The sequence below is a fragment of the Streptomyces ossamyceticus genome (genome assembly GCF_001418475.1).
GTDB lineage: Bacteria > Actinomycetota > Actinomycetes > Streptomycetales > Streptomycetaceae > Streptomyces > Streptomyces ossamyceticus.
Map to the genome: position 1 here is coordinate 1 of NZ_LIQX01000704.1, position 7,408 is coordinate 7,408.

Below are 7,408 nucleotides of genomic sequence, written 5' to 3' on the forward strand. Positions count from 1 at the left end.
TAGGCCTGCACCGCGCCGCCGAAGTCGCCCGCGTCCAGGGCCTGTACGGCGGCGGCGAGCAGATGGTCGTAGGGGCCGGCCGGGATCTGCGGGGCCGACTCGACGGCACCGGGCTCGGCGTCGGGGTCGACGACGAGGCCGGTGAGGCCGAAGCGCTGCTCGGCGACCTGCACGAGCTGGTCGAGGGTGGCGCGGATCTGCTGCTCGGGGGCGGCTCCCTGGAAGAGGGGCAGCGCCTGCCCGGCGACGACGGCGAACACCGCCGGGATCCCCTGGATCCCGAACTGCTGCATCAGCATCTGGTTCGCGTCGACATCGATCTTGGCGAGGACGAACTTGCCGTTGTAGTCGACGGCCAGCCGCTCCAGCACGGGGCTGAGCTGCTTGCAGGGCTGGCACCACTCGGCCCAGAAGTCGATGACGACGGGCACCTCGGTGGAGCGCTGGAGGACCTCCGTCTCGAACCCGGCCTCATCGACGTCGATGACCAGGTCGGCCGGGGAGACCGCTCCTTGGCCGCCCTGCCGGGCCGCTTCGGCGCGCGCCTGCTCCGCCTTCGCCTTGGCCTCCTGGGCCGCCTTCACCGCGGCGAGGTCGACGACTCCGCTCATGGACATGTTCCGTGGCTGCATGAGTACATCCTCCCCCCTCTTGGCGCACGCGTGAAAAGCGTCGCGAAGTCGGCCGTCCCCCCGTGCCCGAGCTTTCGCTACGACCCGTAGCGTAACTGCACCCGCGACTCCTATGTACCCACTCCCCGGTGATCTGCCTCACGGCACCGGGCACGACATCCCCAGGCGCCGAAGAACGGCCGGATATGGTCGGCGGCATGCAGAGCCGCACCCCTGCCTCCCGCGCCACGGGGCGTCCGCGCAGCGCCACGGCGGACGCCGCGATCCTGGCGGCCACCCGGGAGGCTCTTGTGGAGCTGGGCTGGTCGAAGCTGACGCTGGGCGACGTGGCGACGCGCGCCGGGGTGGCCAAGACGACCCTGTACCGCCGCTGGGCGGGCAAGAACGAGCTCGTGGTCGACGCGGTGGCCGAACTCTTCGACGAGCTGGAGATCCCCAACCGGGGCAGCCTCGCGGCGGACATCGAGGGCGTGGTGCTCCAGTTCGCCGCGATCCTGGCCCGCCCCGAGGCACGCAGCGGCCTGATGGCCGTCATCGCCGAGTCGACCCGCGACGACGCGCTGCGCGAACGCATCCGCACGTCCATCGTCGAACGCCAGAAGCGACTGGTCCTGGAGGGCCGCAACCGCGCCCAGGCCCGTGGTGAACTCCCGCCGGAGTCCGACCCGACGACCGTCGACCTCATCTTCGACGTCGTGGCGGGCGCGGTGGTCCACCGCACCCTGGTGAGCGCGGAGCCGGCCGACGAGCAGTGGGTGCGTGCCTTCACCAGGCTCCTGCTGGTGGGACTGGGGCAGGCGGCGGACTGAGGGGGACGCACGCGACCGTGCCGACCGGCCGGCGCACGCGCGCCCCCTTCCGCGAACGGCGTCTAGAAGCCCGCGGGCTCCGTGTAGACCCCCCACTCGTCCCGCAGGACCCCGCAGATCTCACCCAGCGTGGCCTCCGCGCGGACCGCGTCCAGCATCGGCCCGATCATGTTCGACCCGCCCCGGGCGGCGGCGAGCATGGTGTCCAGAGCACGCCGTACCGCCGCGTCGTCGCGGGCCGTCTTGCGCCCCGCCAGCACCCGCACCTGCTCGCGCTCGACCTCATGGCTGACCCGCAGGATCTCCAGGTCCCCGGTGACGGAGCCGTGGTGGACGTTGACGCCCACGACGCGCTTTTCGCCCTTCTCCAGGGCCTGCTGGTAGCGGAAGGCGGACTCGGCGATCTCGCCGGTGAACCACCCGTCCTCGATGCCCCGCAGGATCCCCGAGGTCATCGGCCCGATCGGATGCCGCCCGTCGGGGTGGGCCCGCAGCCCGCGCTCCTTGATCTGCTCGAAGATCTTCTCGGCGTCGGCCTCGATACGGTCCGTCAGCTGCTCGACGTACCACGAACCGCCCAGCGGGTCGGCGACGTTGGCGACGCCGGTCTCCTCCATCAGCACCTGCTGGGTGCGCAGCGCGATCTCGGCGGCCTGTTCGGAGGGCAGTGCGAGGGTCTCGTCCAGGGCGTTGGTGTGCAGGGAGTTGGTCCCGCCGAGCACCGCGGAGAGCGCCTCCACCGCCGTGCGCACCACGTTGTTGTACGGCTGCTGCGCGGTCAGCGAGACACCGGCGGTCTGGGTGTGGAACCGCAGCCACTGAGCCTTGTCGGTCCGCGCCCCGTAGACGTCGCGCATCCAGCGGGCCCAGATCCTGCGCGCCGCGCGGAACTTGGCGATCTCCTCGAAGAAGTCGACGTGCGCGTCGAAGAAGAAGGACAGCCCGGGCGCGAACACGTCGACGTCCAGCCCGCGGCTGAGCCCCAGCTCCACGTATCCGAAGCCGTCGGCCAGGGTGTACGCCAGCTCCTGCGCGGCCGTGGCCCCGGCCTCACGGATGTGGTAGCCGGAGACGGACAGCGGCTTGTACGCGGGGATCCGCTCCGCGCAGTGCTCCATGAGGTCGCCGATGAGCCTGAGGTGCGGCTCGGGCTGGAACAGCCACTCCTTCTGGGCGATGTACTCCTTGAAGATGTCGGTCTGCAGGGTGCCGTTCAGCACGCCCGGGTCGACGCCCTGCCGCTCGGCGGCGACGAGGTACATGCAGAAGACGGGCACGGCGGGCCCGCTGATGGTCATGGACGTCGTGACGTCCCCGAGCGGGATGTCCTTGAACAGGACCTCCATGTCGGCGGCGGAGTCGATGGCGACGCCGCAGTGCCCGACCTCGCCCAGCGATCGGGGGTCGTCGGAGTCCCGCCCCATGAGGGTGGGCATGTCGAACGCCACGGACAGGCCCCCGCCGCCGTTGGCGAGGATCATCTTGTACCGCTCGTTCGTCTGCTCGGCGTTGCCGAACCCGGCGAACTGCCGGATCGTCCAGGTCCGCCCCCGGTAGCCGGTCGGGTGGAGCCCCCGCGTGAACGGGTACTCCCCCGGCCATCCGATCCGGTCGAACCCGTCGTACACGTCCCCGGGCCGGGGGCCGTACACGGGCTCCACCGGATCGCCGGAAAGCGTGGTGAAGTCGGCCTCGCGCTTGCGCGCGGCGTCAAACCGGGCCTGCCAACGACGGCGACCCTCCTCGATGGCGTCAGCGTCCATGCCCACCAATTTACTTGGACGTCCTAGTAAATGATAGTGACGCAGGTCAGGACGCGCCCGAGGGGGCCACGGAAGCACCCGTTACGCTCAACGGCATGAAGAAGAGCGTCTTGACCCGCTACCGAGTGCTGGCCCTCGTCACGGCCGTGCTGCTGATCCTGCTCACGGCGGGCGTGATCGGGAAGCGCGTGCTGGGCCTGGACGGCTTCGACACCTTCGTCACCGTGGTGGGCTTCGCCCACGGCTGGCTGTACGTGCTGTACCTGGTCTTCGCCTTCGACCTCGGCAACAAGATGAAGCTGCCGGTCGGACGTCTGCTCTGGGTCCTGCTCGCGGGCACGGTCCCGACCGCCGCCTTCTTCGTCGAGCGCCGGATCACCCGCGAGGCCGAGCCCCTCGTCATCGAGGACCCGGCGACCGAGACCGCCGCGGCCTGACCCGGCAGTCGCCGCTCAGCCCTCCTCGAAGTCCCCCGCCGCCACCCGCAGGGGGCGGAGCATCGCGAAGATCTCCGCGCACTCCTCGGCGTCGTAGGCACCGAGGCCGAAGTCCATGGCCATGAGGTCACGGGTCGCGGCGTCGCAGACCTCGCGCCCCTTGTCGGTGATCGAGGCGAGGGTGCCGCGTCCGTCGTTGGGGTTCGGGCGCTTGTCGACGAGACCCGACTTCACCAGACGGTCCACCGTGTTCGTCACGGACGTGGGGTGGACCATGAGGCGCTCACCGATCTTGGACATCGGCAACTCGCCCTTCTGCGAGAAGGTGAGCAGCACCAGCGCCTCGTAGCGCGCGAAGGTCAGCCCGTACGGCTTGACGACCGCGTCGACCTCCGCCAGCAGGATCTGCTGGGCGCGCATGATCGAGGTGATCGCGGCCATGGACGGGACGTTTCCCCAGCGCTGCTTCCAGTGCTCGTCGGCGCGCGAGATGGGGTCGAAGGAGAGGCTGAGCGGCTTCGGCACGGCATCGACCTTACCGGCCGGTCACATGCTGGTCAGCCCCGTCTCGCCTTTCGGTCGCCCGGCGGACCGTCGGCCCTCCGCGGCCGGTGTCGCAACCGAGTCGGCTTATCGCCTCGTGTAACGATCGGCGATGAACCGTCACGGTACGTCACCGTCCAGGGAGCAGAGGGAGCACCATGTCCCGGCCGACCCGTACGTCGCTCGCCGTCCTCTCGGCCCTCACCGTGCTCGGGCTCGCGGCGGGCTGCGCGTCGCCGGGTTCCCCGGCCGGGAGCCGCTCCGGCGACACCTCCGTCGGCGGCGCCACCGAGAAGGCAGGCGACGCCGTACGGCCCGCCGCCGGGTCACCCTTCTGGGTGGACCCGGCGAACCCCGCGGCCCGGCAGATCCAGCGGTGGGAGGACGAGGGCCGTGGACGGGACGCCGCGCTGCTGCGCCGGATCGCCGAGCGGGCGACCGCCCTGTGGCCGGCCGACGACGACCCGGTGCCGGTGATCGCGCAGGCCGTCGCGGCGGCGGGACGGGAGCACCGCACGGCGGTCTTCGTCGCCTACAACATCCCGCACCGCGACTGCGGCCGGCACTCGGCGGGCGGTGCCGAGGACTCGGGGGCCTATCTGCGGTGGATCGACGCCTTCGCCGGCGCCCTCGGGGGCGGCGACGCCCTGGTCGTCCTGGAACCGGACGCGGTCGCGCACATCGTTGACGGCTGCACCCCGGGCGAGTACCGCGCCGAGCGCGAGGGACTGCTGGGCGAGGCCGTCGACCGACTGAAGGAGCGGCCCCGCACCAAGGTGTACGTCGACGCGGGCAACCCCGCCTGGATCGTCGACCCCCGCGACCTCGTCGCGCCGCTGCGCCGCTCCGGCATCGCCCGGGCCGACGGCTTCTCCCTCAACGTCTCCAACTTCCAGACCGACGCCGCGACCAGGGCGTACGGCCTCCGGCTGTCCGAGGCCCTCGGCGGCAAGCACTTCGTCGTCGACACCAGCCGCAACGGCAACGGCCCGCTGAACGGCGAGCGCGGCACCGCCTGGTGCAACCCGCCCGGCCGGGCGCTCGGCACGGCACCCACCACGGACACCGGGGAGCCGGCCCTCGACGCGTATCTGTGGATCAAACGCCCCGGGGAGTCGGACGGGGAGTGCCGGGGCGGACCCGCGGCGGGCACATGGTGGCCGGACTACGCCCTCGGCCTGGCCCGCAACACGAAGGCGTAGCCCCCGGCGTCACCGCGCCTGGACCCGTCACCGCACCTGGACCCACTTGGCCACCGACGGTGTGCCCCGCGCGTCCGTCACGAACAGCATGTACCAGCCCGGTGGGACGAGGGTCCGGTCCTCCGGGACGTCGATGGTGATCGAGTCGGGGGTCCGGGTGACGCCCAGCGCGATGGAGCGCTGTTCGACGTCGGTGGAGTGGGTGACCGCGCTGGGCCGCATCAGCCGGGCCGCGACGATCCGCTCCGGGTGGGCGGTGGCGAAGGTGGCGCGGCCCTTGGCGTCGGTCTCCTGGGGACCGTCGCCGAGGACGGGACGGTCCTCGCCGTACTGGTGCAGACGGGGCGGTGTGTAGATCTCCATGCGCTGCTCGAAGTGGCCCAGCTTGGTGTTCTGCTGGTCGTCGAAGAGCGGGTCGGAGCCGAAGGTGGCGACGCGGCCGTCGGGCAGGAGCAGCGCCTCGGAGTGGTAGTTGCGGCCCACCCGGGGGGCGGCGGCGCCCCGGAAGGAGTTGGTCCGGGGGTCGTAGAACTGCGCCTTGAGGATGTTGCTGGCGCTACGGCCGCGGTAGTCGCGGGAACCGTTGGAGGTGAAGACGGTGTCATCGGGCATGATCACGCTGTTCAGATAGCGGGTGCCCTGGGGGAGGTCGGGGCCGTCCCGGAAGGCCGGGGAGTCCTGTTTCAGGTCGACGACCGCCGTGCGCGAGGTCGACTTCCGTGACTCGCCGACGCCTCCGCCGCCGAGGATCATCACCTTCTGCTCCTGCGCGGGCGGCAGCAGCACGGAGGCCGAGGTCTCCGTCCGGTCGGCGTCCGTCAGGCCCGGCACCTTCTCGAACGTGTTGGTCCTGAGGTCCCACAGGCCCGGCACCCGGCCCGCGTCGGCGGGGCCGTACCCGGCGTTGGAGGCCGGGTAGAACAGCTTGCCGCCCTTGGTGAGGAAGAGGGCGGGGTACGTGGGGAAGTACCGCTCGGGGCCCGGCTTCCACTTCCGGGTCGCCGGGTCGTAGATCTCGTTGTCGCCGGGGTCGACGACCCCCACGTCGTCGAGTCCGGACACGGCGAGCACCCGCCCGTCCTGAAGTCCGACCAGCGTGGGGTACCAGCGGGCCTTCGCCATGGGGGCGACGGGCACGTACTTCTCCGCCACCGGGTCGAACTCGTAGGCCGCCCTGATCCCCTGGAAGTCCTGCTTGTCCAGGGTGATCTTCTCGGAGAGGCCGTAGGTGTCGGCGGCGGCCTGCCCCGTCAGCCCGACGATCGTGTACTGGGCCTGCCGGTCGGTGACGAACCGGGGGCCCTTCCCGGCGGCCTCGACGAAGACCCGGGCCTCGCTCGCGGTGACCTTCGTCGTCCAGGGCCGCATCGCGCCGGCCGCGTCGTAGGTGATGTCGAAGGCACGCTTCGCCCGGGGGACGGTGACGTCGAAGCGGCTGACGTACTCGGTGCCGGACGGCGAGCGGAAGCGGGTGCCCTTCTTCAGGAACACGGCCCGGTCGGGGTTCTCGTTCTTGACGCGCATACCGCCGCCGGCCCGTTCGACCTCGCCGTCCAGCAGTTCGTAGCGGGCGGTGCCGCCGGCCACGAGGAGCCGGCCGGAGGGCAGCTGGGCGTGGCCGGCGCAGAAGAAGTCGACGGGGGTCGGGACCTTCTTGAAGGTGTTCCTCGCCGGGTCCCACAGCACGGTGTCGAAGGACCCCTTGTCGAACTTCTTCTGCTCGTTGCCCGAGCCGGCGACGATCAGCACCTTGCCGGTGTGCAGCAGGGCCGCGTGGATGGCGTTGGTGCGGAACTCGCGCGGGATGTCGACCTGCGACCAGGAACCGTACCGGGCCTTGTAGCCGGGCTGGGCGATCTTCCACTCGTAGTACTGCTGCTCGGCGAAGCCGATCGCCGCCGGGGCGTTCAGCCCGGCGAGGAGGGTGACGCCTCCGATGCCGAGTGCCGTCCTCTTGGTCTTCTTCGAGAGCTGGTGCGCCTTGGACTTCTTCGGCAGCTGGTGCGCCTTGGACTTCTTCGG

The 7,408-nt window shown here is 71.1% G+C and carries 7 protein-coding genes; 3 read left to right on the top strand and 4 right to left on the bottom strand.

Annotated elements, in window-relative coordinates; translation table 11 throughout:
• On the bottom strand, positions 1-632 hold a 632-nt coding region (locus AOK15_RS37050; protein ID WP_157870481.1), incomplete at its 3' end, for a thioredoxin family protein.
• A 197-nt stretch (positions 633-829) separates the two neighbouring features.
• On the opposite strand from AOK15_RS37050, the gene AOK15_RS37055 reads away from it, so the two are divergent.
• Entirely contained in the window at positions 830-1,441 is a 612-nt protein-coding gene (locus tag AOK15_RS37055; RefSeq protein WP_055523043.1) for a TetR/AcrR family transcriptional regulator, read from the top strand.
• Positions 1,442-1,503: 62 nt separating this feature from the next.
• Here the strand turns inward: AOK15_RS37055 and AOK15_RS37060 are convergent, their stop codons facing one another.
• Positions 1,504-3,204: a coenzyme B12-dependent isobutyryl-CoA mutase large subunit gene (locus tag AOK15_RS37060; RefSeq protein WP_055523033.1), complete on the bottom strand. Its 1,701-nt coding sequence runs from the start codon at positions 3,202-3,204 to the stop codon at positions 1,504-1,506.
• A gap of 95 nt (positions 3,205-3,299) precedes the next feature.
• Between AOK15_RS37060 and AOK15_RS37065 the strand changes: the two genes are divergently transcribed.
• Positions 3,300-3,641, top strand: coding sequence for a DUF3817 domain-containing protein (locus AOK15_RS37065; RefSeq protein WP_055523036.1), 342 nt, complete (start codon positions 3,300-3,302; stop codon positions 3,639-3,641).
• Between the two features lie 15 nt (positions 3,642-3,656).
• Here the strand turns inward: AOK15_RS37065 and AOK15_RS37070 are convergent, their stop codons facing one another.
• A complete protein-coding gene (locus AOK15_RS37070; protein WP_055523039.1) occupies positions 3,657-4,166 on the bottom strand; it encodes a MarR family winged helix-turn-helix transcriptional regulator in 510 nt (169 codons plus the stop codon).
• 176 nt (positions 4,167-4,342) lie between these two features.
• On the opposite strand from AOK15_RS37070, the gene AOK15_RS37075 reads away from it, so the two are divergent.
• Positions 4,343-5,386, top strand: coding sequence for a glycoside hydrolase family 6 protein (locus AOK15_RS37075; RefSeq protein ID WP_055523041.1), 1,044 nt, complete (start codon positions 4,343-4,345; stop codon positions 5,384-5,386).
• A 27-nt stretch (positions 5,387-5,413) separates the two neighbouring features.
• Here the strand turns inward: AOK15_RS37075 and glxA are convergent, their stop codons facing one another.
• Positions 5,414-7,384 (bottom strand): radical copper oxidase GlxA, encoded by a 1,971-nt coding sequence (gene glxA / locus AOK15_RS37080; protein WP_055523045.1) that lies wholly within the window; start codon positions 7,382-7,384, stop codon positions 5,414-5,416.
• Positions 7,385-7,408 lie beyond the last annotated feature (24 nt).

Bases quoted from the DNA above. Each gene is read 5' to 3' on its own strand.
- AOK15_RS37055 (WP_055523043.1), top strand. From the start codon at position 830: ATGCAGAGCCGCACCCCTGCCTCCCGCGCCACGGGGCGTCCGCGCAGC.
- AOK15_RS37060 (WP_055523033.1), bottom strand. From the start codon at position 3,204: ATGGACGCTGACGCCATCGAGGAGGGTCGCCGTCGTTGGCAGGCCCGG.
- AOK15_RS37075 (WP_055523041.1), top strand. From the start codon at position 4,343: ATGTCCCGGCCGACCCGTACGTCGCTCGCCGTCCTCTCGGCCCTCACC.
- AOK15_RS37065 (WP_055523036.1), top strand. From the start codon at position 3,300: ATGAAGAAGAGCGTCTTGACCCGCTACCGAGTGCTGGCCCTCGTCACG.